We start from the raw sequence: 1,439 nt of genomic DNA, 5'->3' as shown, positions 1-1,439 counted from the left end.
CTGGTCCTGTTTTTCCAGGTTCGAATCCTGGTAGTCCAACACGAAGCTTTCCTCATGGAGAGGGAAGCTTTTTTTATGCGTGGCGGTTGATTCCGAGATGACGTGCAGACGGCTTTCTTTCCTTCCCAGGGATTTTGCAAAAAGATCTTTCATCTTTCAGGTTGTATCGTAAGTCTTTTAAAACAAGCATATTGTGTCCTGAAGGATGCATCGGCCATCTTTCAGCCGAAGCTTTCCCCTTCCTTATGGAGGACGGGAAAAGGCCTTCCTGAAAAGGGCGTTTTTTTCTGCGCCAAACGATTTTTCAATCTCAGGCAAGCGATTTTTCGTTCTACGCCAAATGATTTTCCGCTTTCAGCCGGTTGGTTTACCGTTCTCATCCTGACGGAAGGCTGAAAGATGGGTGTCCCATCCTTCAGTTGTTTTATGTGTTGGGACACAGTGTGTTATCGTTCAGCCTGAAAGATGAAACCATTTTTCTGAAAACTCTTGGGGGAGGGAATGCAGAGGCTGAGGCTATGTTCTTTTAACACTTGCTGGTCAGAAATGCCGTTTCATGTTTCGGTCTCACGGAATATGTCAGGAGGAAACCATTAGGAAAAAAAGAAGCCTGCCGCGTGGTGGCGGCAGGCTTTGAAATCAGAAGGCTTCGATGATGGCTTTGATGATTGTAATCAGTGTCCACCAGTCTTTCAGCCCGAATTCAATCTTTATCCTTTTCCTTGTTACGGAATCCACGCTTTCCGCGTCTTCCCGTCAGTGTCTTGTATGATATTCACTCCTTTGCATGGACCGGGAAGGGGGCGGCCGTCAATGGAGAAATATTTTTCCGCACCATTGTGGGCAGAAGTGGTAACGCCTTGAATGTCAGTCGGGTCGTATTCCACGAGGTTGTAGTTGCCCCAATAGGAAATCCAATAAGCCGAATATGACCCTCTCGGTATATAAATGGTTAGGTCTTTGCTGCTTTTGTGGAATGCCTGATCACCGATAGACGGAGGAGTGGAAGCGTTCATATATACGGATCTTAAATTGTCGCAATCGTAGAAAGCCTTACTTCCAATATTTGTGACCGAGTTGGGAATGTTGATGTTCGTCAGGCTTGTGCAACCGCTGAAAGCCTTACTTCCAATACTTGTGACCGCGTCGGGAATGTTGATGTCCGTCAGGCTTGTGCAACCGTTGAAAGCCCAACTTCCAATACTTTTGACCGAGTTGGGGATGTTGATGTCCGTCAGGCTTGTGCAATAGTTGAAAGTACCGTATTCAATACTTGTGACCGAGTTGGGAATGTTGATGTCCGTTAGGCTTGTGCAACGGTAGAAAGTTTCCGATCCAATACTTTTGACCGAGTTGGGAATGTTGATGTCCGTTAGGCTTGTGCAACAGTAGAAAGTCTGATCTTCAATACTTGTGACCAAGTTGGGAATGTTGATGTC

The 1,439-nt window shown here is 46.1% G+C and carries 1 protein-coding gene and 1 tRNA gene (1 of these 2 running past the window's edge); one reads left to right on the top strand and one right to left on the bottom strand.

What is annotated here, in order from left to right:
* Positions 1-39, top strand: a tRNA-OTHER gene (locus HMPREF9441_RS18390); it begins 66 nt to the left of the window's first position.
* A 686-nt stretch (positions 40-725) separates the two neighbouring features.
* Here the strand turns inward: HMPREF9441_RS18390 and HMPREF9441_RS11070 are convergent.
* A partial coding sequence (locus HMPREF9441_RS11070; protein WP_008621163.1) for a leucine-rich repeat domain-containing protein occupies positions 726-1,439 on the bottom strand: 714 nt, incomplete at its 5' end.

The organism is Paraprevotella clara YIT 11840, assembly GCF_000233955.1.
Taxonomy (GTDB): domain Bacteria; phylum Bacteroidota; class Bacteroidia; order Bacteroidales; family Bacteroidaceae; genus Paraprevotella; species Paraprevotella clara.
This window is presented reverse-complemented; position numbering and strand designations above follow the sequence as displayed.